Origin of the sequence: Acinetobacter sp. WA-87, from assembly GCF_039938935.1 — a bacterium.
Classification (GTDB): Bacteria; Pseudomonadota; Gammaproteobacteria; order Pseudomonadales; family Moraxellaceae; genus Acinetobacter; species Acinetobacter seifertii.
This window is the reverse complement of the sequence record NZ_JBDUVF010000002.1, coordinates 25,054-51,959: the sequence shown is the minus strand read 5'-3', so window position 1 is coordinate 51,959 and position 26,906 is coordinate 25,054. Positions and strand designations below refer to the sequence as shown.

Sequence of the window (26,906 nt, the reverse complement as noted above, 5' to 3'; positions counted from 1 at the left end):
TAATTTGCATCGAAAACCATGTATGATATTTTTAACGCTTGATTAAATGAAAAATCAATGGTTTCGAGTGAGTTTTATCCTCATATTGGTGCGTTTATTAAAAAATAAGTTTAGAGTTTTCCATGCCTTCTAAAATTAAGTTTAAACAGTCAACTCTTTCTCACTCTATGCATTTAATCTTAAAAATGCAGAGTATACCTAAACTTATTTGTAGCAGCTTATTGTTAAGTTTATGTGTTACTCCTTGTTATGCCGAAAGTTCGGCAGAAACAGTAACACCACCAGCCCAACAGACCGTAGCTGATTTATCACTACAACAAACGAGTACAAATAACCAAAATGATGTTCCAATTACGGATGTTGCGACGCTTGTAACTCAAGCACAGCAGCAACAAGATAGCTTGGCTATATTGCAACAACAAGAACAATTTCCAAATCAGATTGAAGAATTTAAGCCAATCACGCTGGATAACCTTGATGATTTACCTGTTATGCCTGTTGATCAGAGTATGGCAAATGAAATTTATCGGGTTGCAGAAGAGGCAAAAACTGAAGCGCAAAACTTCCAAAATGGAACTCAAAAACATCCAGAAATGGTGGTCAATGATGCATCTCAAGCAGAATTACATGAAATTACTCAAGCACCTGTAAATATTGACCAACTCATGAGTGAGATTCAATCGGATAGTAAGATTGTAGTCGAAGCAAATGAAACGGGAAAAACTTTACCAGAACTTACAGCCGCTACAGAAGAACCACCTGAAGAGAAAGGTTTCTTTAAACGTATTATCAATAAAATTCGTCCGCCGCGTGTGACTCCGATGGAACAAATTCCACGTATCACTGCGGAGGTTAGTGGTGCACCGGATGATCTTGCTAAAAATATCAAAGGTAAGTTATCTACATTTACCCAAGAATCATTTGAAGATTTTAATTCTGCGTTACCACAGCTTAGAAGTTTAAGTAACCAAGCCGCACAAGCTGTAGGTTATTACAATGCCGAATTTCGTTTTGAAAAATTAAGTGCAAGTCGAGTACGCGTAAAAGTCACACCAAATCAACCTGTTCGAATTAATGAACAAAATATTGAATTTAGTGGAGCAGGTGCAAAACAACCACAGTTCCAAGTTATTCGTTTAGTTCCAGATCAAGATGTAGGAGATATTTTTAACCATGGTCTGTATGAAACAACTAAAAGCCGAATTGTAGATGCTGCATCAAATAATGGATACTTTGATGCATTCTGGCGGTTACACGATGTAAAAGTCAGCCAACCTGAAAACAAAGCAGATATTAATCTCAAATATGAAACGGGTGAGCGATACAAGCTTGGTAAGGTTGAGTTTCGTATGAGCGATCCTTCAAAACCATTACCTATCAAATTAAATATTTTGGAAAGTATGGCGCCTTGGAAAGAGGACGATGACTATACATTTTGGCGTGTAAATGCTTTAGCTAATAACCTGACTAACTCGCGTTATTTTAACTACACGCTGGTCGATTCAATTAAACCTGATCCAATTGAAAAGCCGCTTGAGTTACCTCCAGATTTACAAGCACTGGTCGATCAGCAAAATGTCACGATTGATGAATCAAAACTGCTTTCTCCAGAGCAACAACAACTTGCTAAAGCACGTCAATTAGCCTCACCTACTAAAGAGGTTAGTCAAAATGTTGTAGACGAAAAACAATTTGCTGGGACTGAAAATGCACAATTAGCTGCAGCTCCAGCTGCTTTAAAAACTGCAGCAGATCATCAAGAGCAAGAATCGGAACAAGACCGTTTACAAGCTAAAGCACGTGAAGAAAAAAGAATTCCAGTTATTGTGACTCTAAATGCAGACAGATTAAATAGTCTGGAAACTGGTGTGGGTTATGGTACCGATACGGGAGCTCGCTTACGTAGTCAATATCGTCGCTCAATTGTGAACGAATATGGTCATTCATTTGACGCGAACTTTGAGCTTTCTCAAATTCGTCAGTCCATAGATGGCCGTTATAGTATTCCTTATAAACACCCATTAAATGATTACTTTAACATTGTGGGTGGTTATGAACGTGAGACTAGAGATAATATTGGGCCTGATGTCAGTTTATTAACCGAATCTGCCGTGTTTGGTGGAGAGCGCGTTATTAAAAAACCGTTAGGTGATTGGCAACATACCATTGGAGTCCGTTATCGTCTGGATCGTTTAACTCAAAAAGGAAATGTCGATATTTCTGAGTTACCCGATGCTTTTAAAACTGCCGCTTCAGAGCAAGAAGCGTTATTGTTTGGTTATGAAACTTCTAAAACTTCAAGTAATACACGTTTAAACCCAACTAAAGCATTTAAACAAAGTTATAAGTTAGAACTGGGAAGTAGCAGTTTACTTTCCGATGCCAATATGGCAATTGCAACAGCTGGTTGGAGATTTATTTATTCTTTAGGTGAGCATGATGACCATCAGTTTGTGGGCCGATCAGATCTTAGTTATATTTTTACCGATGAGTTTGATAAAGTTCCCTACAATTTAAGATTCTTTACAGGTGGTGACCAAACAATTCGTGGGTTTGACTACAAAAGTCTTTCTCCGGAAGTAGATGGATATAAAATTGGGGGACAAGCTCTAGCGGTAGGCTCTCTGGAATACAACTATCAATTCAAAGAAGGTTGGCGAGCAGCAATTTTTTCTGATTTTGGTAATGCTTACGATAAGAATTTTAGTAACCCGACCGCTTATAGCGTTGGTGTTGGTATTCGTTGGAAGTCACCTATTGGCCCAATTCGTTTGGATGTAGCTTCGGGTATTTCCGATGAAAATCATCCAATTCGTTTGCATTTCTTCATTGGTCCACAACTTTAAAAATAAAATTTTATTAGGTTTATTTTATGGCGGAAGTAGAACAGCAGCCCACTTCGGCACCTGACTCTCCTAAGAAGCGACGCATTTTGCGTAGCTTCTTGCTGACGATATTAATCATACTTTTATTACTTGTTGCTTCTATCATTATTATGATGTCGACTGACCGTGGAAGCCGTTTCTTATTAGATCGTGTTTTACAGGCGCAGCAAGTCATTAAATATGAATATGAAGGGGGTAATTTACTTAAAGGAATTATCCTTAAAAATATTATTGTTCAGTTGGCAGAAGTCGATGTTACTTTAGATAGAGCTGATGTTCGCTTAGGGTGGCGTTCTTTAATATTAGAAAAAGAAGTCCATTTAAGCAACGCAGATGTACGCAACTTAATCATTATTAATAAAGCGCCGCCGTCAGATAAACCATTTGGATTTAAACCTATAAAACTACCATTTGTTTTACGTATAGATAAGGCAGATGTTGATCATTTAGAAATTAAAAATTCGGGTTCTGTTGTAAATTTTCATGATGTCCACTTAAACGATGCGCTGTGGTCAGAGACAAAGCTGAAGTTTGAAAACTCAAGCATGGATATGGGTTATCTTTCTGTACATAACGCAACAGGAAAGATGGATTTTAGTGGGAAATATCCGCTTAATGCGACAGCAGATTTAAGAATTCCTTCTTTAAAAAGCTTAAATATTCAAAATATAAAAGTTGCAGCCAGAGGAAGTTTAGATACATTACAAGCTGGCGTAGCAACTACTACACCAGACCTCTTAACAGGCTGGGTTGTTTTACATCCAGTTCGTCATGAAGTTCCAATGCAAGGGGCTTTGTCACTTAAAAATTATCACTTGCCTTTACTGGTTGATCAAAAATTATTTGCTAAAAATGGTGTTATTAAATTTGAAGGTAATGTTCAAAAGCTCAACTTAGCACTTGATACAGATTTAAAAGGTGCAAACTTACCTGAAGGCCAATACAATGCCTTAATGAATACTGATTTAGTACATCAGTTGAATATTACTGACTTTAATGGCCAGGTCATGAAAGGTGCAATTAACCTTAAAGGATTAGTGAGCTGGAAAGACCATGTTACTTGGGACATAAAAGGTCGTTTAGATCATGTTAATCCTAAAGATAAAGCGATTCCTCAAGTCGTTCAGGACTTCTTACCACCAAGTTTAGATGCAGCAGTTTCTTCCACTGGTTCTTTAGAAAAAGGTACTGAAGTATTAGCGAATGTAGACTTCGACCGTTATGAATCTTGGAAACTTAAATTAAACCAAGCACCTGAAAAGAATAAAAAACCTCAACCAATGTTTATGAATGTGGCTTGGTCAAAAATAGACCGTGCTATGCCATATATAGGTTGGTTAAGCAGTGATAGTGGACAAGTTGATCTGACTTTGCGAGATGGTCAGCAAGATATTAAAGTCGCAACCAAAGTATATCAGCATGAACAGACTCTATTACCAGCAGGACAATATCTCGCAACGTTGAATGTTAAAGATAATATTCTCAATGTTCCTAGTTTTAGTTTTGCTGCTCAAAAAGGCAGTCTTACAGGCCAAGCCAAAGTTTTATTGCCTACTGAAAAACGTCAGCTGGCTTGGAATGCCTTATTAAATGCAAAAGACTTTAACCCGCAGAGTATTCATACAGCAGCACCTGTTAACCTACTTAATGGATCAATCAAAGCAAGTGGTTTTGCAAAGCCAAATCAACAAATTATTCAACTTGAAAAAATTGATTTAAAAGGCCAATTGGCTCAAGCAGGTCAAGAAACGGTCGCGCTAGTAGGGAAAAGTACAGCTGCTTTATTATTTAATGATGTTAAAGCAGGTGGTGGGTTTAAAGGTTTTGCAGTTAATTATAATGGATCTTTGAAAGCACTTAATCAGGCGAATGGATTATTAAAGTTCTCTATTGCGGGTACTCCAGAGTTTATTCGAATTAACCAGTTACAACATGATGGTGTTGCTGGAAAAATCTATGCGACTGGCTCAGTAAACTTAAAAGATCGTATTGCTTGGGATATCAATAGCTCGCTTGTACGTTTTAAACCTCAATATTTTGCTTCAAGTGTAAAAGGCGAAATTTCAGGAAATGTAAAAACGCAAGGCGTTTGGTCTGATAAGTTAAAGCGTATTGATATTCAACAGTTGAATCTTGCAGGATTTTTGAATAACAAACCTGTGAGAGGTAAAGGTAACTTATCTGTACTTATGGATTCGAACCAAAAGGGATTCTTACCTCAACAATTCGAAGCAAATAATTTATTTTTGGTTTATGCACAAAACCAGTTACAAGCAACAGGTAATGCGCAAAATTTAAAAATTAAGCTTAATGCACCTGCACTTTATGAGTTGTATCCTGGTTTGAGTGGGCGTGCCTATGGGGATTTGAGTGTCCAATCTCAACCTCGCCTAAAAGCTACCGCGAATATTGCAGTTGATAACTTTGCGTATACTAATTTAGTGAGTATTAAAAAACTGCGTATACAGGGGGAACTCCCAACATCTGAAACAACTCCAACCCAGCTTACAGCTAAGTTAGATAATTTACGTAGTGGTAGCCGTCTAATTCAGTCTGCTGAAGTTAATTTAACAGGAACACGGAAAGCGCATTTATTAAAAGTGCAGGCAAACAATAATGTTTCTAAATTCTATGTTCAGTTGGCAGGTGGTTTTAACCAAAATAATGATTGGTTAGGCCAAATTCAAAAAGGGAGTTTTGATTCGCGACGAATTCGTTTAGCACAAAATCAAAATGCACCTATTATTTTCTCATCAGCACGTTCTGAATTATTTGTTGGGCAACATTGTTGGCAGAGTAAAAATAGTCAGTTATGTCTTGATCAACCTGTACGTGTAAGTAAAGCACAAGGTAATATTTCATTTGTTACCCAAAATCTGGACTTAGGTGATTTTGCTGCGTTTATGCCAGAAGGGTTGGCAATGACGGGGCAACTCAATGGATATGCGAAAGCTTCTTGGGTAAATGGTGGACATCCTAAACTTGATGCACGTTTAGTGACCCGTAAAGGTGAACTAGGCCTAGCTGCGGAAGATCCTCAAGATCCGCCAACCACTCTGAATTATGATGAGCTCAGTGTAATTGCGAAAAGTATTTCAGATGGTCTATTGTTACGCGTTGACGTGAAAACACCTGATATTGGTACTGGCTATGCAAATGTCATTATTAATCCATACCAACCCTCTATGCCAATGCGTGGTGAGGTGGCCTTTAATGATGTGCAATTAAAAGTTTTGAAACCATTTATTCAAGATGTACGCTCAATGAGTGGTACGTTAGCTTTAGCTGGTAAAGTAAGTGGTACTTTAACCCAACCGCAGTTTACGGGTGAAATGCGTTTGAAAAACGGGGCGATCAGTATGATTTCCCTGCCAGTGAACTTAACCAACGTACAAGTGTATTCATCTATTCGTCAAGATATGGCAACAATTGATGGTGCATTTAACAGTGGACAAGGGGTAGGTTTACTTAAAGGCAGTTTCGACTGGAAAGATTCACCGCGTCTACAGTTGAACTTAAAAGGTGATAACTTACTGGTCCGCCAAGCACCATTAATTACAGCAATTGCAAATCCGAATTTGACACTTGATATGTATCCTTTCGATAAACGTTTAAGTTTGAAAGGGTCTGTAGATGTTCCTCGTGCACGTATTTCAATGCCTGAAACAACGGCACCTGTTATTAATACATCTTCAGATGTGCGTATCGTCCGTCAGGGCCAAGACCCACTAGCAATTTTACGCGCAGCTAAACCTTGGGATATTCGTGCCGATATTTCGGTGAATATTGGTAACCAAGTAATCTTCCAAGGCTTTAACAGTAATATTCCTTTAGTTGGTCGTTTGAACTTGACTCAACGTGGTTATGAAACTGCAATGCGCGCGATGGGTGCTATTGGTGTAAGTCAAAAAGTGAAAATTGAAGCATATGGTCAAAGCTTAGATTTAAATCGTGCAATTGCTCGTTTCAATGGGCCACTGTCAAACCCGACTTTAGATATTGATGCGAATAAAAATGTTCAGGGAAGTATGGTTGGTGTGCGTGTTACAGGTACTGCGTCATCACCAAGTATTCAAGTTTATAATGATGCTGGTTTGTCTGAACAAGAAGCCTTGAATGCATTGGTAACGGGTCGTATTAATGAAGGTTCAAGCGGTTTAAGTAATTCGGAAGGTTTTAAATCTGATGTAAACAATACTATTGCCGCTGCTGGTATTAGTATGGGCTTAGGTGGTACTCGCGCTTTAACGAATCAAATTGGTCGTACTTTTGGCTTAAGTGGACTTGCATTAGATGCCCAAGGTACAGGGGATGATACTCAGGTAAGCTTAACTGGATATATTACACCTGATTTATTTATTCGTTATGGTGTTGGTGTATTTACGCCAGTTAATAAGCTTACCTTACGTTATCAAATGAATCGCCGTTTATATTTAGAAGCAAGTCAGTCTTTAGAAAGAGCGATCGACTTATTCTACAATTGGCGTTTCTAAATGTATGAATTAAGAGCTCACTTTAAGTGGGCTCTTATTTTATTAAGGTTATACCATTTTAAAAAAAATTAATAATTCTCATATAGATCATTAATTTACTTTGAAGTAATCACATATTAAACACGATTCTGGTTAAAGAAACTTCACTTGAAAATTGCTGTTTTATAAATTAATTTTCAAAATCATTAAATGAAATTAGATCGATAAAGCCTTGTTGATAATTACAAATAAGGTGAATTTTTCAAGGAAATGCCGGTGAAAAAAGTTACTTGTGTTGAAATTACAGAGAGCAAGGATAACGATATAAAGCTTAAATATCGTGGATTGATTCAGAAGTTAACAGCAACTTTGTCGTTGACGTTTATATCACTTGGGTGGGGTAACATAGTTAATGCCGCAGACCAACAAATCGCTTTAGTAGGAACATGGACATCTATTCCTAATGCACCACTTGTGCAAAAACCAAAGCAGGCCAGCGAAGGTTTGTACCAGTTTCAAGTTAATAGGGATGGGACTTTAACTCCTATTAAAGTATTAAAAATGAAAAGTCCTTCTTGGATTGTGAAATCGAAAGATGGTCGTTTTGCATATACAACAAATGAAGAAAATTTAGGAGAAGTCACTGCATTATCAGTTCAAAACGGAAAGGTAGAGGTACTAAATACAGTAGATAGCCATGGTGGGCATCCAACACACGCCTCAATCAGTTTAGATGGTAAATTCCTATTCGTGTCGAATTATTCTGCATTTGATAAAGGTCGTGGTGGTGTAGCCGTTTTGCCAATTTTGCCAAATGGACATATAGGTGAAATGGTACAGAATATTGTTTTCGCGGAAGGTTCTGGCCATGTCAAAGGTCGTCAGGAAAGTGGTCATGCACATTCGACAACTTTCAGCCCAGATGGTAAGTATTTATATGCGAGCGATCTAGGAAATGACAAAGTCTATGCCTTTCGTTATAACCCTAACAAACCCCAACCACTTGAAGCAGACAGCAGTCGAGATGTGAAGTTTGTTCATGGTTCTGGGCCGCGCCATATGGTCTTTTCTCCAAATGGCAAACATGCGTACATTACCGCAGAAATGCGAAGTGAAATTGTAGCGTTTAATGTACAAGATGGACATTTGAAAAAAATTGCTGAGCTAAAGTTGGTACACGAAGATAAAACACCTGAATTTAAGAGTGCGAGTGGAATTATTTTGAGTCCCGATGGCAAATATGTCATTGCTGCCAATCGTGGTACAGACAACAAACTTTTGGTATTTAAAATTCAACAAAATGGGTTGTTAGGTCAACCAGTCATTTATAAAGCTAATGGCATTGAACCACGAGCTTTCTCCTTCGATGCAACAGGTAAATATTTATATGTGACGAATGTATATAGTAATAACATCAGTTTGTTCCGCTTTGATGCAAAAAGCGGTGGTTTAAAACCTGCTGGCGATGCTGCAAAAATATCTACACCTACGGATATTAAGTTCTTTAATTAATTTGAGTAAAGCAACCTATATTTTTGACACTTCATATAAAAGACCGTGAGCGAGTATCTCGGTTTTTTTATGGCAGTTTTTGCAAAGTCTGTCAGATTCAGTATGATGTGGGCAGCTTAGTCTGTGTAGAGTAATGATGAAAAAAGTTTTATTTGTCTTGATGGGAATGTTGTTAGTCGGCTGTACAGAGAAAAAACCTTTGACACCTGAAGAACAATGGCATGGCTTTTGTACAAGTGTTGGAAATGCGGCTAGAAGTATTGTGTTTGACCGCCAGCAGTCAATTGAAAAATCTCAAGCGGTTGAGCATGCAAATAAAATTGAAGATGAGATCACCAAAAAATTCATCTTGAATATTATTGAGAAAGTTTATGCTATTCCACAAGATGAGCTAAAAACTAACCCAGAAGCCCTACAAGAAAAAATTAGAAAACAAATGGCAGATGAATGCTTAGTTACACCACATGACAAAATGCCAAACTACAAAAAGTTCTAAGTGTGCAAGACATCGTCAACACTCCACTAAGGTGGAGTGTTCTTTCAATTCAAAATATCGCATGATAAGTCAGTCATTAAGATCATTATTTACACAGGGGTATTTAGTTACAAAATAATGGGCATCACGGAGAAACACCCCGCGCGCATTAACTTTTAGCTTGAACTCTAGTAAAATTTTGTAGTCCATATTACTTGTGAAGCTTTGTGAAAGCTGGAATTTACAAGTAATTTTTTAAAAAAAGAGGAATGAACACCGTGCTAGAAGCTTACCGCCAACACGTTGCTGAACGTGCCGCACTCGGAGTCCCACCGAAGCCACTTGATGATGCTCAAACTGCTCAACTTGTTGAGTTATTAAAAAACCCACCGGCAGGTGAAGAAGCATTCTTGGTTGATTTGCTTGAAAACCGTGTTCCTGCAGGTGTTGACCAAGCAGCTTACGTAAAAGCAGCTTTCTTGGCAGCGATTGCAAAAGGCGAAGCGACATCTCCGCTAGTTTCTAAAGAACGTGCAGTTTATTTACTAGGTACGATGCTTGGTGGCTATAACGTAGCGCCTTTAGTTGAGCTTCTAGATGATGCTGAATTAGGTAGCTTAGCTGCTGAAGCATTGAAAAAAACATTACTTGTATTTGATGCGTTCCATGACGTAGCTGACAAAGCTAAAGCTGGCAATGCAAATGCAAAAGCTGTTTTACAATCTTGGGCTGATGCTGAATGGTTCACTAGCCGTAAAGACGTACCAGAAGAAATCAAACTTACTGTATTCAAAGTAACGGGTGAAACAAATACCGATGACTTGTCTCCAGCTCAAGACGCTTGGAGCCGTCCGGACATCCCATTACACGCAAACGCAATGTTGAAAAACGAGCGTGATGGTATCAATCCTGAAAAACCAGGTGAAGTTGGTCCATTAAATCAAATCAAAGAACTTATTGCTAAAGGCAACCAAGTTGCTTATGTAGGTGACGTTGTCGGTACAGGTTCATCTCGTAAATCTGCAACAAACTCTGTGCTTTGGTTCTTCGGTGACGAAATCGCTCACATTCCAAACAAAAAAGACGGTGGTTTCTGCTTAGGTTCTAAAATCGCTCCGATTTTCTTCAATACTATGGAAGACGCTGGTGCGTTACCTGTAGAAATTGATGTTGCGAATATGAACATGGGTGACGAAATCGTTCTTAAGATTGATCACTCGGCAGCTAAAGTAACTGCGTTCAAAAACGGTGAGCAAATCGCTGAGTCTGAACTTAAAACTCCAGTTCTTTTAGACGAAGTGCGTGCTGGTGGTCGTATTAACTTGATCGTTGGTCGTGGTTTGACTGCTAAAGCGCGTGAAGCTTTAGGTCTTGCACCATCTACATTATTCCGTACTCCAGTACAACCTGCTGCAACTGGCAAAGGCTTCACTTTAGCTCAGAAGATGGTTGGTCGTGCATGTGGTCTTCCAGAAGGTCAAGGTGTAATTCCTGGTACTTACTGCGAACCTAAGATGACTACAGTTGGTTCTCAAGATACAACTGGTCCTATGACTCGTGACGAGTTAAAAGACTTAGCTTGCTTGGGCTTCTCTGCTGACTTAGTTATGCAATCTTTCTGTCACACTGCTGCTTATCCAAAGCCAGTTGACGTACAAATGCAACATACACTTCCAGACTTCATCATGAACCGTGGTGGTGTGTCTTTACGTCCAGGTGACGGTATTATCCACTCTTGGTTAAACCGTATGCTTCTTCCAGATACAGTAGGTACTGGTGGTGACTCGCATACTCGTTTCCCAATTGGTATTTCGTTCCCAGCAGGTTCTGGTCTTGTAGCTTTCGCTGCTGCAACTGGTGTAATGCCACTTGATATGCCTGAATCAGTTCTTGTTAAGTTCAAAGGTAAAATGCAGCCTGGTATCACTTTACGTGACCTTGTACATGCGATTCCTTACTATGCAATCAAAGAAGGCGATCTTACTGTTGAGAAAAAAGGTAAGAAAAACATCTTCTCTGGTCGTATCTTAGAAATCGACTTAACAGAAATGGAAACTGACTTAACAGTTGAGCAGGCATTTGAACTTTCTGATGCTTCTGCTGAACGTTCAGCTGCTGGTTGTGCAATCACACTTTCTGAAGAGAAGGTTGCTGAGTACTTACGTTCTAACATCACAATGCTTAAGTGGATGATTTCACAAGGCTATGGTGATGCTCGTACAATGGCTCGCCGTGTTGAAAACATGGAAAAATGGTTAGCAAACCCAAGCCTACTTAAAGCTGATGCGGATGCTGAATACACTAAAGTGTATGAAATTGATTTGTCAGAAATCAAAGAACCTATTCTTTGCTGCCCGAACGATCCAGATGATGCAAAACTTCTTTCTGACGTTCAAGGTGACAAAATTGATGAAGTATTCATCGGTTCTTGTATGACTAACATTGGTCACTTCCGTGCTGCTGGTCAGTTACTTGAGAAAGTACCAAGTGGTTCATTAACAACTCGTTTATGGTTGGCTCCACCAACCCGTATGGACGAACACCAGTTAATGGAAGAAGGCTTCTATAACACTTATGGCCGTGCTGGTGCACGTACTGAAATGCCTGGTTGTTCATTATGTATGGGTAACCAAGCACGTGTTGCGCCGAACACAACTGTTGTATCTACTTCTACACGTAACTTCCCTAACCGTTTAGGTCAAGGTTCTAACGTTTACTTAGCATCTGCTGAGCTTGCATCTGTTGCTGCTGTACTTGGTAAATTACCAACTCCAGAAGAATATCAACAATATGCAGCTCAAATTGACAGTATGTCTGCTGACATCTACAAATATTTGAATTTCGACCAAATGGGCGAATATACAAATGCTGCTGATAAAGTAGATACTAAGAAAATTGCTGCTGCTCAATTGACTTAATACCTCAATTTAGTACAAAAAAGGAGCTGATTATTCAGCTCCTTTTTTATTTAAAAGAGAATTAATACACAATTTTCAAATTAAAATATTAAATAGATCATATTTTGTATATTTAAAATGTAAAAATAAATATAGCGCTAGATATTAAAGAAGTTTTTGTTTTAAAATGTTTTCATGAACTTAAAAATAATTAAAAAGAACACGGGTATTTTATATATGGAACTTAAAAATGCTAAAGACAATTGTTGAATTTAAATTTGATGATTATCAGTTATATGATCAAAAATTATCAACAGAAGACGGAAATACGTTAGTACAGAAAACTGAAGATATTGCACAATATATTTATAGTATCTTGAAAAATAGATATCACTTAAATATCGAATTAAATCCTGAGCGTTGGGGTTGGGAAATAGAAGTACCTCTACCAGAGATCACGATGTATATTGGTATTAGTGTTTATGAAGAATACAGCAATGGTTTCGCAATATTTATTTCGCCAAATACACCAATTTTGAAAAGATTTCTTTTTAGAAAATTGGATATTACTCATCATATTATGCTGCTTCAAAATTATATCAATGTCATTTTGAAATCACATGGTGGTATTTATGATGTGCAATGGTGGGAAGAAAATGAGTTTAGATATGTTGCTGCCCATTAAAATATAATTAGAAAATATGAAATATTCTTTATGATTGTTTAGCTAATACAATTAATAAAATATTTTATTAAGAGTTATAGTGGTGAATTTACGTGTGTGAGCTTAATATATGTTCAAGATAATGTGGCTCAGATCCGTATGCGAGTTTTAGCTTGGAAGGCATTACGTAAGTTCTTCTATAACAACCTTCATGATCATGATTACGAAACGACAGTAAGTCGATGTATTAACTATTTCTTGGTTTTCTTAATTATAGGTAATGTAATTGCGGTATTGCTAGAAACAGTAAATGATCTGTATTACAGCTATCGTATATGGTTTGACTACTTTGAAAATATCTCTATCACAATTTTCAGTATTGAATATCTCTTGCGCCTCTGGAGTGTAGTCGAACGTGATCCGACACAACCTGCCTGGAAACAGCGTTTTGCTTGGATGAAGAGTGGAGAGGCACTGATTGACCTCATGGCAATTCTGCCTGCATATCTAAATTTCTTTGTACGAATAGACCTTCGTATGCTTAGAATTTTACGTTTACTTCGACTATTAAAATTAACTCGCTATTTTATCTCTTTACAAATATTGCTTTGTGTCATTAAAAGGGAAAAGGGCTCGTTTCAGGCAGTAATTTTCATTTTAATCATTATGATTATTATGACTGCTTCAGGTATTTATGTGGTTGAAAATAAAGCTCAACCAGAAGCTTTTAGCTCTATTCCAAAAGCAATGTGGTGGGCAGTCGTTACCTTAACTACAGTCGGATATGGTGATGTCACACCTGTAACCAGCTTAGGAAAGTTGTTAGGTGCTTTGATTACAATTTTAGGGGTAGGGATTGCTGCTTTGCCTGCTGGTATTTTAGCCTCTGGTTTAGCTAATGAACTGAACCAGCGTAATCAGCGCCTTGAACAAGAGTTCCGAGAGTTACTTCAAGTGCGTGGTATAGATATCATGCACGATGAAATTGAAATAGAACGTATTCGGCAAAAAGTCGGGTTGCCAAAAGAACAAGCGCATAATCTGATTATTCAAATCATGCGCGAAAAGGTATTAGAAGAAAAAGAAGTGGAAAGGGAAAAGAAATGTTATTGCCCACATTGTGGTGGAAAGCTAACAGACTAGTATTTTGGTCAAAAAGTCTGGCGCTAGTCAGGCTTTTTGAGTTGCTTTCTCTACAGCAAATGCAATAAGTAAAATAATAAGACCACCAAGACTTAATACAAACCCTACCCAGATCGGTGCAATCCAGCCCATCTGATGACTGAGTACCCAACCACCTAAAAATGCACCTAATGCATTCGCAAGATTAAAAGCTGAGTGATTAAGCGAAGCTGCTAGTGTTTGTGCATCACCTGCAACATCCATCAGGCGTGTTTGTAATGCTCCACCTAAGCCCATTACAGTTAGTCCGATTAAGAATAAAGAAGCGATAGCCGTATAGATATTACTCATTAGAAAGCTTCCAACAACAAAGGCAATTGCTGAACTAATGAGTACGCCTACAATTGTTTTATTGAGGTTTTTATCTGCCAGCCAGCCAGCTGCTAAGCCTCCAATCACCATCCCGATTCCCCACAGTGCTAGCGCAATAGGAATGATTTGAATATTAACTTTTGTATATTCAGTCAAAATAGGTGAGACATAGCTATATACCGAAAACATACCTCCAAAGCCAATTGCACCGACCGCAAGGGTTAACCACATATTTATATTTTTAAGCCCAGCCAATTCTGTTTTTATACTGGCAGTAGCCTGAACTGGAATATTCGGCACAAAGCAAGCTACAGCAATTAAAGTAAAAAATGCAATCGTTGCTGAAAATTCAAAACCTGCTCTCCAACCAAAATGTTGACCTAACCATGTCGCTAAAGGTACGCCAATAACCGTAGCAACGGTTAAACCCATCATCATTTGTGCAACTGCAGAAGCTCTTCGTGATGGGCCTGCAAGTTCAGCAGCGACTAGAGCACCCACTCCAAAATATGCACCATGGGGTAAACCTGCAATAAAACGAGAAACTAGAACGGTCTCAGGCGTATCTGCTAGGGCTGTACAAGCATTAGCAATACCATAAAACAGCATGAGACAAAGCAATAAAGTCTTTCTAGGAACTTTAGCACCCAAAATAGCAATAATAGGGGCACCAATAACGACACCTAATGCATACGCACTAATAAAATGTCCAGCTTCAGGTACTGTAATATTTAGGTTGTGTGCAATTTCTTGAATAAGGCCCATTGCCACAAATTCTGTGGTGCCAATACAGAAACTACCAACTGCGAGAGAGAAAATTGCTAAGAACAGTGGATAATGTTGAGGTGTGTTGGATGAGGATTGGGGGGACGCCATAATAAATTAAAAAAGGAGACTCAAAAATGAAAGTATAAGGGAAAAGAGGTCAAAATAATAAAAAACTAAAACATTGAGCGTACAGTTACAGGTTTTAAGCAAAAGCATTTTATATTTATTTTAAATAATTTATCGAAATTTTTTAATAAATTATATATGATAATTTCGTAATACTTTAGGCATTACAATAAGTTGGATAAATATTTAAAAAATAGAGAATCTAAATCGTGAGAAAAATTAAGTATTGCCTGCCTTATGGGGTTGGTTATGTTATCTACGTCGGGTTGCTCAGTCTTTATGGCGGGTAATCAACCAAGTAAAAAAAATTTAAACGTGTTAAATCCGGGTAGTTCTCGCAATTATGTCATTGCTGAGCTAGGAGCACCTGTACTTTCTGAATATCGTGATGGTACAAGAGTCGAAATTTATACTTTCCAACAAGGCTATCCAAAATGGGCGAAAGTCAGCCGTGCATTTGGACACGGTATAGCGGATGTTGCGTCATTCGGGCTATGGGAAGTATTTGGAACACCAACTGAGGCGTATTTTAGTGGGAAAGAAACTTCTTATGAAGTAACGTACGGGCAAGATGATTTGGTGAAAAGTTTTAAGCTTATCGACTTTGAGCAGGCATTCCCTGAACCAAAAGCAGAGTGATGAAATGAAAAGGGCCGTTAGGCCTTTTTCTTTGTATATGTTAAAAAATTATATTAAATAAAATCATTGTCTTAAAATTTAATTGGCTTATTTACCTTAAAAATAATCAAGTAAAAAGCAAGTTGAGACACATTAATTAATATTGTGATAAGATGAATACTATTCATTAATAATGATTTATCTAAACTCACTCTATTTTCTTCAAATAAGAGAAAAGTTCCAAAATTTATGGATAAATCTATTTATTCAGGCTTTTGCCCATGTTAGAAATTCGTCATCTTAAAACTTTGGTTGCATTACGTGAACATGGTTCACTTGTTGCGGCAGCTAATGATTTGTGTTTAACACCCTCTGCTATTTCTCACCAATTAAAAGAATTAGATCATTGGTATGGGGTAGAGGTTGTGAATCGTCGAAGCAGACCTGTTAGTTTTTCGAATGTTGGGCAGCGCTTGCTCAAATTGGCTGATGATGTATTGCCACAGATTCAAATTACTCAAAGTGATATTACTCGTATTGTGCATGGGCAAACGGGTAGAATTATTTTTTCTTCTGAATGCCATAGCTGCTTTGACTGGCTAATGCCTTTGCTCAATCAATACCGTCATCAATATCCAGATGTTGATTTAGATTTTGCTTCAGGCTTTGAGTCAAACCCACATGAGCTTTTACAAAATGGTGAGTTTGATTTACTCATTACAGCCGATCCAATTGCATTAAAAGGAATTGAATATTTTCCAATTTTTGAATATGAATCACGTTTAGTTCTATCAAACACTCATCAATTGGTTCGTGCTGAAAATATTACGGTCCAAGACCTTGCAGAAGAAGTTCTTATTACTTATCCCGTTGATAAGCATCGTTTAGACATCATGTCGAAACTGTTTATACCAGCAAATATTCAACCTAAACAAATTCGTACAACAGATTTAACTCAAATGCTTATTCAGCTTGTAGCGAGTGGGCGAGGTATTGCTGCTTTACCAGACTGGGTAGTAAATGAATATGAGCAAAAGGGATGGGTCACTAGCCGCCGTTTAGATTGTGTTTCTCAAAATGGTTTAAGACGTACATTATATGCAGGCTATCGAGTTGAAGAAAAAGAGAAGAGCTATTTTGAGGGATTTTTAAAACAGTTAGAAAAGTTCTCTTTAAAGCGAAATTCTTATTATTCAGGCTAAACATAGGTACTTAGCCCAAGTAGTAATAAAAGGTACTTAGATGTGCCTTTTTTATTTGCCTATAAATAAAGATAATAGCCCTGCTGCAATGAGTGGGCCAACTGGTACTCCGCGAAGTAGTGCAACGCCTGCAACTGTACCAATGAGTAAGCCTGCAACTACATCAGGTTGGCTTGACATAAGTTTTACACCACGTCCACCTAACCAAGCAACAAGTAGACCGATTGCAATGGCAATCAAAGATTTAAAACTAACAAACGATTTTAAAATACTTTCTCCACTAAGCTTGCCACTCGCAATGGGGGTAAGTACGCCAATCGTTAAAATAAGAATTCCTAAATTAAGGCCATGCGCTTGGATATAAGGAAAAAACTCATTTAGCGGGGTAATTCTAATCACAATAAGCACACCTGCTGCAATTGTTACAGCAGCATTTTGGCTCAATAAGCCACAAATCAGCAAAACCAGTAAAACAACTAAATTAACATCGAATTGGGCAAGCATGGAGAGTGGCAAGGAAAGCAAATAATTTGAATTGTATAATAATTGAGAATCAAAATGTGAAAGCATTTAAAAGTTGCAAAGATTAGAGTATGAATTTGTAATCACAATTTTAGTCTATATGATTCAATCATAAAGAGTTTTGCTTTCTGGTTACGATTGGAAACGATGTTATATAAATTAACAAGTTAAAAAAACTTCTTTTGAAATGTTGTGATATAAAAAATAATCATTAGTCATAATTTTAGGATGATTCATATGGACATTGTCGATATTAAAATTAAAGACCAGTTCGAAAAAATTTATGATGCGAAAGCTCAACTAAAGAAGAATTTGGTTGAACATGATAATGAGCCTCTAAAGCTAAGTCAGCGAATTGAACATATTATTGTGGATAATGAAATTATCTTGCCTACGACTGAATTGTTATTTGAAAGTGAACAAAACGAGAAAATTTATCGCGTCATTGAAGAGTAACTTCAAAATGATGAGAGTTAAGTACAAAGTTGATAAAGCAAAAAGGGTAATAAAGTTCTAAAACTGCGTTAAAATAATGGTTTGGTTTTAAAGAGAAAGCTTTATGCTGCTGGAAAAAATTTTGCAATCACAAGGGTTCGGTTCACGTAAATATTGCCAGCAGTTAATAAAAAATGGTTCTGTAAGTATTGATGGAGAGGTTGCGAGTGATCTTAAAAAGCAATTCTCTCCTGAAAATTTTGAATTTTCTGTTTTTGGTCAAAATTATCTGTATCGAGAAAAAATTTATATTGCTCTGAAAAAGCCGCAAGGTTTCGAGTGTTCGCACAATCCTCAGCATCATCAAAGTGTTTTTAGCTTATTGCCTGAAACTATGATTCAACGTGGTGTGCAAGCCATTGGTCGTCTAGATCAAGATACGACTGGCTTATTGTTACTCACTGATGATGGTAAATATCTTCAAGCTTTAACGCATCCTCGTAAACATGTTCCAAAGGTTTATCATGTGACGACTTACGACCCAGTCACACCTGAACAAATTGAAATGCTTACTCAGGGCGTTAATTTACACCAAGAAAAAGGGATATTTGCTGCTACAGATGTAGCACTACTTGGAACTCATCAATTAACGATGACCATTCATCAAGGTGTATATCATCAAGTCAAAAGAATGATTGCTGCTGTTGGCAATAAAGTCGAAAAACTGCATCGATATCAAATAGGCCAACTGGTCTTACCTGAAATTGAGGAAGGGGATTGGGTGTATTTGTCTGAGAAGGAAAAACAACTCGCTCAAAACATTATTTAAGAAAACAATGAAATGTCTGAAATTCACTGTCTCGAATAAATCCCATTTTTTCATAGAGGCGGTGAGATTCATGATTGTTCGTTTGAGTCTCTAGGCTAATACGTAAAGCATTTTCTTGTTTTGCAAATAAAATCGCCGTATCAATAAGCTGTTTTGCTGAGCCCTGACGACGGAACATTGGAGTGACATATACGTCATCTAAGATGTAATAAGTTGAACAAGCAACTGAAGAAAAACCTAAATAAAGAAGGACAAAACCAGTGATTTTTTCATCTTTAATATGAATAAAAAATACACTTTCTTTATTTTCAAAACGTTGTTTTAAAAAATGATGTGATTCATCAAGATTAGAAGATGCACCGTAAAATTGACGGTACTCATCAAATAGGACAGCAAGTTGTGTTAAATCTTCTTTGGTCGCTCGTCTTACAATCATTAGGCGCTCCTTGTATTTATGTTTATGTTTTTACAAAGAGAGCATAACTAAAAAAAAAGCCAATTGACGTTAAAAGTTGTTTAAAAATGCAACACTGTTAAGTGTTGTCACTTTCACCCAATAAGGCATTTAACTCTTCAAATAAATCTTCGTGGTCATCATCTTCATTTAAACTTGAAGGGTTCTGATTTAAGGAAGATGCTTTCGCTTTTCTCAGTTTTAATAATTGTTCCATATTAATGTTCTGATTTTCGATAGCAAAAGGAATAGATTTAGTTAAGACGACTTGTTTAAAGAACAGTCGCACTGCTTGGGCAGGGGTAATCCCCAATTGTTTAAAAACAGCAAAAGCCTGTTTTTTCTCTTGGGAGTCAAGTCGAACCTGATAAACTTCTGTTTTTCGCATGAATAACAAAACCAAATGATTTTTAATTTTTAGGGATTTATTTTAAACCATCGGAATGTAATTTCAATGTCTTTCAGCATAAAAAATAATCTTTTTGTCATTACGATATGATTACAGTGTCAATTCAAAGCGAGAATTGAAAACCATTTCATGTTTTGTCAGTGGGTCTATGAAAGAAATTTGCTTAGCTAATAGCTGTAACGGTTGAGAAAAATCATCATCAGCTTTATGTTGAACTATTGGGTAAAACGGATCATTTTTAATCGGAATTCCCAAATGGCTTAAATGCACACGGAGTTGATGTTGTTTTCCTGTAGTTGGTGTTAAACAGTATTTAGCCCAAGATTGGTTATGCTCAAGTAACTCAATTTTTGTTTCTGTATTGGTTTTAGTATGGGGAATAACGCACATTGTATAAAAGGGCGTACCTTTATCTAAATAGAGTTTTAAAGTCTGAGGAAATTTTAATTCAGCTTTATATTGAGCGATTGCATGATAAATCTTATGAACTTGACGATCTGCAAATAACTGTTGGTAAACCCCGCGTGACTGTGGCCGTTTGCAAAATAAAACGACTCCCGCAGTTTCACGGTCTAATCGATGGATTGGGGTTAAAAACTCATTACCCGTTTGTTTTTTTAATCTGACTAATAGCGTTTCTTGTACATATTGCCCTGTTGGACTAATGGTTAAAAAATGAGGTTTATCTACAACAAGCAAGTCATCATTTTCAAATAAAATTTGATGTTCAAAGGGAACATGGGCTTCATAAGCAAGAAAGCGATAATAAAAAATATGAGTGTTTGCTATATAAGGGCTGTCTAATGTTAATTTTTCGCCATTTACCGCGTAAATAAGCCCATCTTGAAAACGTTGTTGCCACTCAACTGTTTTTATATGAGGAAAATTTTCGCAGAGAAATTGATAGATTGTCTGAGCATTTGTTTGAGTCGGAAGATAGACTTGGCTTGCGCTTACGCCATCAATCATAGGTGGGAAAAATTCAATCGGACTAGACATAAAACTGTGTCAATATTTAATAAATGTGGTGTAAAAAAAGCCATCGTTAAGGACTTAAGTAGGCTTTAAAGCAGGGCAATGGTATCATATCGATTATTTTGAATCATGTTATGTGTGTTATGTCGTATTCATTGAAAATTGTCTTAAATCATGAAGAAGATACCCAGCGTTTAGCTCAGGCATTGGCGCAGCATGTTCAGGCCGGTGTGATTTATTTGATTGGCGATTTGGGTGCCGGTAAAACGACATTAACCCGTTATTTTTTGCAGTCTTTAGGGCATAAAGGCTCGGTTAAAAGTCCTACCTATACACTTGTTGAACCATACAAAATCAATAATAAAGAAATTTTTCATTTTGACTTATATCGTTTAAATGACCCCTACGAACTTGAATTAATGGGAATCCGTGATTATTTAGACATTCAGGATGCACTATTTTTATTTGAATGGCCATCGAAAGGTGGAGACGAAATACCGCAGGCAGATATTGTCATTGATATTCAAAAATCAGATGATGAACTCAATCGTTTCGTCACCTTAACTTTACCAACAGAGCATTTGTACCAGACTTTGCAGGAACAGCTTCATGACTGATGAAAAGCTAGCACAACGTCGTATTCATACATTAGACGCCGCGTTAGCCAACCAGATTGCTGCCGGGGAGGTAATTGAGCGTCCTTCATCGGTTGTAAAAGAATTATTAGAAAACTCAATTGATGCGGGTGCAACTGAACTGATTGTGCGGATTGCACAAGGCGGATCAACACTAATCGAGATCATTGACAATGGGCATGGAATACATTCTGATGATTTACCATTGGCAGTCATGCGTCATGCAACAAGTAAAATTAAAACAGCAGAAGATTTACACGCAATCGTCAGTTTAGGTTTCCGTGGTGAAGCGCTTGCTTCTATTGCTGCGGTTTCACGATTAACTTTAACCAGTAGCCAAGATGAAAGCGGAATTGGTCATCAGGTTGAAGTGAATGGTACAGCCTTTGACCACCAACAAGTACAAGCTGTGGCTGCACAAAAGGGCACTCATATTCGAGTTCAGGATTTATTTTTTAACGTTCCTGCTCGCCGTAAATTTTTAAAAAAGCCCACAACTGAATTTGGTCATATTGAAGAAATTGTACGTCGTCTGGCTTTAACACATTTTGATATACGTTTTGTACTCGAGCATAACGATAATATTCGGATTAATTTACCAATAGCCGATAGCGGTGAATTAAGATTTCAGCGTGTACAGCAATTATTGGGTCAACAGTTTGTTCAAAATGCTTACTGGATAGATGCTGACAGTATCAACATGCGTTTGTCGGGTTGGTTAGGACATCCTTCAGATGCACGTGCTCAAGCAGACTTACAATATGTCTATGTAAATGGCCGAATTGTGAAAGATAAAACCATTTCACATGCTTTAAGAATGGCTTATGACGGTATTTTACATGGTCATCAGCATTCATCTTATTTACTTTTCTTAGAAGTTGATCCTGAAAATATTGATGTTAACGTTCACCCAACCAAACATGAGATTCGTTTTCTAAATCAACGCGAAGTACATGAGTTTGTAAGACATTATGCTAAAGAAACCCTAGCGCAATTTCAGACAGCGAGTGCTGATTTAGCTCAAGCTATGAAGGTGGACGATACTCTGTCTTCATTTGTACAGCCTCAGCCTAAATATCAAGAACAATTCACATTGCATCGTACAGAGCAAGCTGTTGATACAACACTAGACAAGCCGAGTAGTTATCAGCCGTCTACTGAACTTTTAACTGATTTTAATGACAGTCGTCCACAAGCTGTTCACTATGCAGAACAAACCCCAAAATATAATGGTTCTGCGCAGTTAAATAATGCCTTAAAGACTTACTTGGCTCCATTACGTGATCAACCTGCTGCCAATTTTTCAGTTGATGAAAATATTGAGCCTGTTGCTAAAGTCGATGAATTTCCATTAGGTATTGCCATTGCTCAGCTTCATGGAATTTATATTCTGGCGCAAAATACGGAAGGGTTGATTATTGTTGATATGCATGCAGCACATGAACGTATTTTGCTGCAACAAATGAAAAATGCTTGGGATAAACCTGAGTTTTGGACGTCTCAACAGTTGCTTATACCTAAAGTGATCTCAATTAGTCGTATGCAAGCTGTGCGAGTTGAGGATTTAAAACCTCAGCTTGAACGCTTAGGATTAGAGATCGATCTGTATGGCGACGAGCAAGTGATTGTGCGTGGTGTGCCAGCTATCTTGCAAAAAGCGGATTTTGAAAATCTTATTCCAGAACTTCTAAATGATTTAGATCCAAATGATGAAGCACAAGGGTTATTGCAAAAGCGTGATGAACTGTTAGCTGGTATGGCGTGTCATGGGGCAGTGAGAGCGCACAGACAACTCAGCCTTTCTGAGATGAATGCTTTGCTGCGCCAAATGGAACAAACTGAATTTGCGAGTCAGTGTAACCATGGCCGTCCAACTTGGCGTGCATTTCCATTATCTCAACTAGATAAATTATTTGCTCGAGGAGAGTAGTTTTACATGTCAAATCAATTGCCCGTCATCAATTTAATGGGACCGACTGCAAGCGGAAAAACCGCTTTGGCATGTGAACTTTATGAGCGTGGAAATTTTGAGTTAATTTCAGTTGATTCTGCACTTGTTTATAAAGATATGGATATAGGTACAGCTAAACCCACTCGTGAAGAGCAGGAGCTATATCCACATCATTTGATTGATATTATTACCCCACTTGAAGTTTATTCGGCTGCTCAGTTTGTTGAAGATGCATGTGCTTTAATTGATGAAATGCATTCGCGCGGTAAAACTCCTATTTTGGTAGGAGGAACCATGTTGTATTTCAAGGCGCTCTTGGAAGGCTTATCAAGTAATTTACCAAGTGCTGATGCAAATGTTCGTGCAGCAATTGAAGAAAAGGCGGCAAATGAAGGTTGGGAAGCCGTTTATAATGATTTATTGGTAGTAGATCCGATTGCTGCTGGAAAATTTAAAGTTTCTGATAAGCAAAGAATTATCCGAGCGCTTGAAGTTTATCGTATTACAGGTCAACCAATTACTAAATTACAGGCTGAGCAACCAAAAAATGTACCATATCGATACATATTTCATAACTATGCTTTGCTTCCAGATCGGTTAGAATTACATCAACGCATTGAGCAAAGATTGAGCAAAATGTGGGATATCGGTTTTTTGAGTGAAGTCGAGTCTCTAATTGAAAAATACGATTTAGATGAAAATTTACCCTCTATGCGTTCAGTTGGTTATCGACAAGCTCTAGAATTTCTATTAAAAAGTGATATGAGTCTCAAAAAAAAGCAGGAAATGGAGGATAAAGCCTTATTTGCAACACGACAACTTGCCAAACGTCAATATACGTGGTTACGTTCTTTGCAAGAAATACACGATTTTAAAACTTACTTGACGATAAAGCAGGCGAAAGAAGACTTGCGAAACTCTTATGGATAAAGCAAAATTTGCACACTGTCTTTTTATAATTTTTAGTTGAAAAATAAAGATAGTTTTTTTGCGCTGATTTAAAAATTTTTTTTTGGAGTTAAAAATGTCTAAAGGTCAAACTTTACAAGATCCGTTCTTAAATTCTCTCCGTAAAGAACGTATCCCAGTTTCTATTTTCCTTGTTAACGGTATTAAATTACAAGGTCATATTGAATCTTTTGACCAATATGTTGTTTTATTAAAAAATACTGTAAGTCAAATGGTTTACAAACACGCTATTTCTACGGTTGTTCCAGCTCGTAACCCTCGTCCAGCAGGTGCACAAGGTGCAGGTTTCCCAGCTCAGGGTGGTAGTCAAGGTGGCTTCGGTGGTCAAGGTACTGGCTTTGGCGGCGGTCAAGGTGGCGGCTTCGGCGGTCAAGGTGGCTTCGGTGGTCAAGGTGGCTTCGGTGGTCAAGGTGGCGGCTTCGGTGGTCAAGGTGGCTTCGGCGGTCAAGGTGGCTTCGGTGGTCAAGCTGGTGGCTTCGGCGGTCAAGGCGGCTTCGGTGGACACCAAGGTGGTTTTGATGGCGATTCTAAATTTGAAGATGGTCAAGAAGACGAAAATAATCGTTAATTGATTACCATAAAAAACCAGTCATAAACTGACTGGTTTTTTTATGGTTTTAAAAATATAAAAATAAATTAGCCAGCTTTCAGTTCATCTCATTTCTTAAAATTTTGGTTAATTAATAGGTTCTTTGCGAATGATATTAATATTTGCTGCAGCACTGTGCAGTGTTTTGGTTTCCGTGCTGCTAAAAAATTTAAAGAAAAAGGGATACCAGCCCGTGCAGATGATTGCATGGAATTATGCAAGTGCAAGCTTGTTATGCTATTGGTGGTTTAAGCCAGATATACAGCATATATCTACACAAAACACGCCTTGGTGGCTAATTTTTGCATTAGGGATCATTCTACCAAGTATTTTTTTGTGTCTTGCAAAATCATTAGAATATGCTGGTATTGTCAAAACTGAAATCGCTCAGCGGCTATCTGTAGTACTTTCTTTGTTAGCAGCTTATTTCTTTTTTCATGAACAGTTTAGTTCTCTTAAATTATTGGGAATAGGTTTAGGAATTTTTGCTGTTTTTTTAGTTGTATTTGGACAGTTCAATGGTTCTTCAGGCCAGCAGTCAAAAAAAGCAATTTTTGCTTTAATGAGTGTTTGGTTTGGTTATGCAGCAGTAGATATCTTATTAAAATATACGAGTAGTTTAGGATTACAGTTTACGTTAACTTTGAATCTAATTTTTATAACATCTTTTGTCTTATCAATTATTTATTTATTTTTCCAAAAAAAGTCAGCATGGAATTTTAAAAACACACTGGCTGGATTGTTACTTGGAGTTCTGAATTTTTCAAACATAGCTCTATATGTTAAAGCACATATTTTACTTAAAGACTCTCCAGCTATTGTCTTTGCAAGCATGAATATTTTGGTCGTATTGCTTGGCATCGTTTGTGGTGTAGTTTTATATAAAGAAAAATTAAAACTGCCAACCATGTTAGGAACAATTTTAGGAATAAGTGGTCTAGTATGTTTAGCACTTACTATGAAATAGGAGTCCAAAAGAAAGTTCTTTTGAACTCTACTAACTTTTATAAGTGAGTAAAAATCACTTCGTCAGGTAGGCGAGATTTTGGGAGCTTGGCATTAAAATCATTTTCGCTTCTATAGCCAAGTGAGACAATGACTGAACTTCGTAAGCCCTTTTCTTTTAGACCAAATTCTTCATTTAAGATATCTTCGTCAAAACCACCCATGGGTGTTGCGTCAATTCCTTCTAATCCAGCTGCAAAAAGTAGTTGCCCTAAAGCAATAAAGGTTTGATTTTCCATCCAACCAAATAAGTTCTTCTGCTCATTGCGATAAAACTCAACATAGCCATGGCGAGTATCTTTTTGGCCGAGTTTTGCTTTTTCATCTTTGAATCGGCCACTTAAATCATCTTGTTCAAGTAACTGGTTTAAAAACTCAGGTGAAATATCTGTTCTTGTACAAAATACGAGTGTATGTGATGACTCAAGGACTTTTGGCGCATTGTATGCATAGCGACCTGTTAAAGCCTTAGCAATACGTTCTTTAGCCGCAGGATTGTCAGCAACTAAAAAATGCCAAGGTTGGATATTTACTGAAGAGGGTGTAAAGCGTAAGATTTCTAGTAATTTATCGAATTTTTCTTGAGGAATCTTTTTCTCAGGATCATACGCTTTTGTGGTATAGCGACTTTTAACCGTATTTAATATATCCATACTTTACTCCATATCAATCTTGTTACAATGGAAGGGCTTTAATCTTTGGCATCATACGCGATTTTAGAGAAAAACATCTGCATTTTAATGTGATAAATAAATATAATACTTATATAAATTTTTTACTAATTTATTGAAAATGTTTGAATTAATATCAATTAATCGAAAAAGTAAACTGCGAGAAATTAGAACCGTTAAAGCTTTTCTAATTTTTGCATTTGTATTGTGCTTTTTAATTTTATATATCGAATATCAAAAGTACGGACATATAAACTGGAAATTTGTATTCATTACCTGTCTATGTATGATCTGGGATTTTGATTTGAATAAACAAGCTAGACATTTGAAAAATAAAAATAACTAATTA

At 37.3% G+C, this 26,906-nt stretch carries 23 protein-coding genes; 17 read left to right on the top strand and 6 right to left on the bottom strand.

Translation table 11 applies throughout. The features are described from left to right. Positions 1–122 precede the first annotated feature (122 nt). The 7 genes from ABFY81_RS07170 to ABFY81_RS07140 all read left to right on the top strand — a co-directional run bounded on the left by ABFY81_RS07170 (position 123) and on the right by ABFY81_RS07140 (position 14,048). Positions 123–2,846 (top strand): autotransporter assembly complex family protein, encoded by a 2,724-nt coding sequence (locus tag ABFY81_RS07170; protein WP_347913447.1) that lies wholly within the window; start codon positions 123–125, stop codon positions 2,844–2,846. 26 nt (positions 2,847–2,872) lie between these two features. Next, positions 2,873–7,378 (top strand): translocation/assembly module TamB domain-containing protein, encoded by a 4,506-nt coding sequence (locus ABFY81_RS07165; protein ID WP_347913446.1) that lies wholly within the window; start codon positions 2,873–2,875, stop codon positions 7,376–7,378. A 255-nt stretch (positions 7,379–7,633) separates the two neighbouring features. Next, the gene (locus ABFY81_RS07160) at positions 7,634–8,869 is read left to right on the top strand and encodes a lactonase family protein (RefSeq protein WP_347913445.1); all 1,236 of its coding nucleotides are present in this window, start codon (positions 7,634–7,636) and stop codon (positions 8,867–8,869) included. Positions 8,870–9,002: 133 nt separating this feature from the next. Further along, positions 9,003–9,365 carry a hypothetical protein gene (locus tag ABFY81_RS07155; RefSeq protein ID WP_191010098.1) on the top strand — a complete coding sequence of 121 codons (363 nt, stop codon included), beginning with the start codon at positions 9,003–9,005 and terminating at the stop codon, positions 9,363–9,365. Between the two features lie 257 nt (positions 9,366–9,622). Further along, a complete protein-coding gene (locus ABFY81_RS07150; protein WP_004700901.1) occupies positions 9,623–12,262 on the top strand; it encodes a bifunctional aconitate hydratase 2/2-methylisocitrate dehydratase in 2,640 nt (879 codons plus the stop codon). 229 nt (positions 12,263–12,491) lie between these two features. Further along, positions 12,492–12,926, top strand: coding sequence for a hypothetical protein (locus tag ABFY81_RS07145; RefSeq protein ID WP_004700904.1), 435 nt, complete (start codon positions 12,492–12,494; stop codon positions 12,924–12,926). Between the two features lie 138 nt (positions 12,927–13,064). Next, the gene (locus ABFY81_RS07140; protein ID WP_100192573.1) at positions 13,065–14,048 is read left to right on the top strand and encodes an ion transporter; all 984 of its coding nucleotides are present in this window, start codon (positions 13,065–13,067) and stop codon (positions 14,046–14,048) included. A gap of 27 nt (positions 14,049–14,075) precedes the next feature. Here ABFY81_RS07140 and ABFY81_RS07135 read toward each other — a convergent pair whose 3' ends face one another. Then, positions 14,076–15,275, bottom strand: a complete 1,200-nt coding sequence (locus ABFY81_RS07135) for an MFS transporter (protein ID WP_347913444.1) — start codon at positions 15,273–15,275, stop codon at positions 14,076–14,078. 267 nt (positions 15,276–15,542) lie between these two features. Here ABFY81_RS07135 and ABFY81_RS07130 point away from each other — a divergent pair, with 267 nt between their 5' ends. Both ABFY81_RS07130 and ABFY81_RS07125 read left to right on the top strand, forming a co-directional pair. After that, on the top strand, positions 15,543–15,932 hold the full coding sequence (locus tag ABFY81_RS07130) for a hypothetical protein (RefSeq protein WP_347913443.1): 390 nt from the start codon (positions 15,543–15,545) through the stop codon (positions 15,930–15,932). Positions 15,933–16,192: 260 nt separating this feature from the next. Continuing rightward, positions 16,193–17,113, top strand: a complete 921-nt coding sequence (locus ABFY81_RS07125; RefSeq protein WP_347913442.1) for a LysR family transcriptional regulator — start codon at positions 16,193–16,195, stop codon at positions 17,111–17,113. Positions 17,114–17,164: 51 nt separating this feature from the next. Here the strand turns inward: ABFY81_RS07125 and ABFY81_RS07120 are convergent, their stop codons facing one another. Next, complete coding sequence (locus tag ABFY81_RS07120; protein ID WP_347913441.1) at positions 17,165–17,617, bottom strand: DUF441 domain-containing protein; 453 nt, start codon at positions 17,615–17,617, stop codon at positions 17,165–17,167. 255 nt (positions 17,618–17,872) lie between these two features. Here ABFY81_RS07120 and ABFY81_RS07115 point away from each other — a divergent pair, with 255 nt between their 5' ends. Both ABFY81_RS07115 and ABFY81_RS07110 read left to right on the top strand, forming a co-directional pair. Next, positions 17,873–18,091, top strand: coding sequence for a hypothetical protein (locus tag ABFY81_RS07115; protein ID WP_004700915.1), 219 nt, complete (start codon positions 17,873–17,875; stop codon positions 18,089–18,091). Between the two features lie 103 nt (positions 18,092–18,194). Then, on the top strand, positions 18,195–18,899 hold the full coding sequence (locus ABFY81_RS07110) for a pseudouridine synthase (protein ID WP_347913439.1): 705 nt from the start codon (positions 18,195–18,197) through the stop codon (positions 18,897–18,899). Here ABFY81_RS07110 and ABFY81_RS07105 read toward each other — a convergent pair. The 3 genes from ABFY81_RS07105 to ABFY81_RS07095 form a co-directional block, all read right to left on the bottom strand. Beyond that, positions 18,892–19,335 carry a GNAT family N-acetyltransferase gene (locus ABFY81_RS07105; protein ID WP_077163434.1) on the bottom strand — a complete coding sequence of 148 codons (444 nt, stop codon included), beginning with the start codon at positions 19,333–19,335 and terminating at the stop codon, positions 18,892–18,894. The two genes, ABFY81_RS07110 and ABFY81_RS07105, sit on opposite strands and share 8 nt — an antisense overlap. Before the next feature lie 97 nt (positions 19,336–19,432). Continuing rightward, entirely contained in the window at positions 19,433–19,741 is a 309-nt protein-coding gene (locus ABFY81_RS07100; RefSeq protein ID WP_004700921.1) for a type II toxin-antitoxin system RelB/DinJ family antitoxin, read from the bottom strand. Positions 19,742–19,852: 111 nt separating this feature from the next. Further along, entirely contained in the window at positions 19,853–20,761 is a 909-nt protein-coding gene (locus ABFY81_RS07095; protein ID WP_347913438.1) for a pseudouridine synthase, read from the bottom strand. Positions 20,762–20,880: 119 nt separating this feature from the next. Between ABFY81_RS07095 and tsaE the strand changes: the two genes are divergently transcribed. The 5 genes from tsaE to ABFY81_RS07070 all read left to right on the top strand — a co-directional run bounded on the left by tsaE (position 20,881) and on the right by ABFY81_RS07070 (position 25,848). Continuing rightward, positions 20,881–21,354 (top strand): tRNA (adenosine(37)-N6)-threonylcarbamoyltransferase complex ATPase subunit type 1 TsaE, encoded by a 474-nt coding sequence (gene tsaE / locus ABFY81_RS07090; RefSeq protein ID WP_031944951.1) that lies wholly within the window; start codon positions 20,881–20,883, stop codon positions 21,352–21,354. After that, the gene (gene mutL / locus ABFY81_RS07085) at positions 21,347–23,302 is read left to right on the top strand and encodes a DNA mismatch repair endonuclease MutL (RefSeq protein WP_347913437.1); all 1,956 of its coding nucleotides are present in this window, start codon (positions 21,347–21,349) and stop codon (positions 23,300–23,302) included. The genes tsaE and mutL overlap by 8 nt, the downstream gene beginning before the upstream one ends. A gap of 6 nt (positions 23,303–23,308) precedes the next feature. Beyond that, positions 23,309–24,253, top strand: coding sequence for a tRNA (adenosine(37)-N6)-dimethylallyltransferase MiaA (miaA, locus tag ABFY81_RS07080; RefSeq protein ID WP_347913436.1), 945 nt, complete (start codon positions 23,309–23,311; stop codon positions 24,251–24,253). A 94-nt stretch (positions 24,254–24,347) separates the two neighbouring features. Next, entirely contained in the window at positions 24,348–24,860 is a 513-nt protein-coding gene (hfq, locus tag ABFY81_RS07075) for an RNA chaperone Hfq (protein ID WP_004700932.1), read from the top strand. A 130-nt stretch (positions 24,861–24,990) separates the two neighbouring features. Beyond that, positions 24,991–25,848 (top strand): DMT family transporter, encoded by an 858-nt coding sequence (locus ABFY81_RS07070; RefSeq protein WP_347913435.1) that lies wholly within the window; start codon positions 24,991–24,993, stop codon positions 25,846–25,848. Between the two features lie 37 nt (positions 25,849–25,885). Here the strand turns inward: ABFY81_RS07070 and nfsB are convergent, their stop codons facing one another. Continuing rightward, a complete protein-coding gene (gene nfsB / locus ABFY81_RS07065) occupies positions 25,886–26,539 on the bottom strand; it encodes an oxygen-insensitive NAD(P)H nitroreductase (protein WP_039255256.1) in 654 nt (217 codons plus the stop codon). Between the two features lie 139 nt (positions 26,540–26,678). On the opposite strand from nfsB, the gene ABFY81_RS07060 reads away from it, so the two are divergent. Beyond that, complete coding sequence (locus tag ABFY81_RS07060) at positions 26,679–26,903, top strand: hypothetical protein (RefSeq protein WP_347913434.1); 225 nt, start codon at positions 26,679–26,681, stop codon at positions 26,901–26,903. Positions 26,904–26,906 lie beyond the last annotated feature (3 nt).